1 protein-coding gene is annotated in these 1,256 nt (G+C 68.2%); it reads left to right on the top strand.

Going from position 1 to position 1,256, the window contains the following annotated elements; all coding sequences use genetic code 11:
* The coding region (locus EII35_RS15440; protein WP_148098965.1) for a DUF222 domain-containing protein at positions 1–899 on the top strand (899 nt) is incomplete at its 5' end.
* Between the last annotated feature and the right edge of the window lie 357 nt (positions 900–1,256).

The following is a 1,256-nucleotide window of genomic DNA, read 5'->3' as shown; positions in this document are numbered from 1 at the left end:
GGCAGCGGATCCGCCGCAACCTCGAAGCATGGATCATCGCCGCCGACCCCCAAGCGGCTCGGGAGCGGGAACAGCAGCAGCGGGAGAACCGATACGTGGCAGTCGATACCGTCAAGAACGGCCACTGCGCCTTGTATGGGCTGTTGGATCCCCGTGACGCGATCGACTTCGATCACGCCCTGTCGGAGGTCGCGAAAACCCTCCCAGTCGAGGCGGGGGACCTGCGGCAGCGTCGCGCCGCCGCCGTCGGGGTGTTGGCCCGGCAGGCGGGTGGGCAGGACATGCTGCCCCAGGCCACGGTATTCGTCCACATCAACGCCGACGACCCCGCCCTCGATCCGGATGCTGAGGGCTCCGGGGTGGCCGAGGTGGAGCGGTGGGGCGCGTTCCTCACCACACGACTGCCGGAGTTCTTGAAGGATTCCCGCGTGACGGTCCGGCCGATCTTTGATCCCCTTCGGCACGCACCCGAGGATCTTCATGATCCGTCGGTCGGGTTGCGCGCCGCGGTCACCGCGTTGATGCCGGTGGATGTGTTCCCCTACGCCTCCCGGGCCTCTCGGGGGTGTGATGTGGATCACACGATCCCGTACCGGGACGGCGAGACGGGGCAGACCCGGTGGGGCAACCTCGCGCCGTTGGCGCGTAGGTCGCATCGAGCGAAGACCTTCGGCGGCTGGGTGCTGACCCAACCAGCGCCGGGCTGGTTCCACTGGCGCTCCCCGGCAGGCTTTGAGTATCTGGTGCATGCCACCGGCGGCACGATCCGCCTCGCCACCCCGGAGCCAGAACCCAGGCTGGAGGAGCCGCCCCCGCCGTGGCTCGACCCGCCAGAACCCCCAGAGGCCAGGCCAGTGGAATCCGAGGCCTGGGAATGGGTCCAATACGCCCTGTGCTGAAAACCCTCTTCCTTCCCCCGAACTCCCACCGGGCGAGAGTTTCTCCCTGCCCGCTGGTCGAGACCCGGGGAAGATCCCCTTCCCCCGCTGGTCGAGCCGGGACCCGGAACGTAGTGGAGGGACCCGTGTTGAGACCCGGTGAGGGTTCGCAGGAACCCTTGCGGAGGTCTCGACACGCTCGCTTCGCTTCGCGGCTCGACCAGCGGAGAAGTATCGACCCGGGCGCTTGTGCTGCCCGTCGCCGATTCTCCCTTCCCCCGCTGGTCGAGCTGAGCGCGCAACGCGCCCGATGGTCGAGACCTGGTGAAGATCCCCTTTCTCCGTTGGTCGAGCCGGGACCCGGAACGTAGTGGAGGG

It is taken from the genome of Arachnia propionica (assembly GCF_003932785.1).
In the GTDB taxonomy this organism is placed as follows: domain Bacteria; phylum Actinomycetota; class Actinomycetes; order Propionibacteriales; family Propionibacteriaceae; genus Arachnia; species Arachnia propionica_B.
Note: the sequence above shows the minus strand (reverse complement) of the source record. Positions and strands in the feature narration are given on the sequence as shown.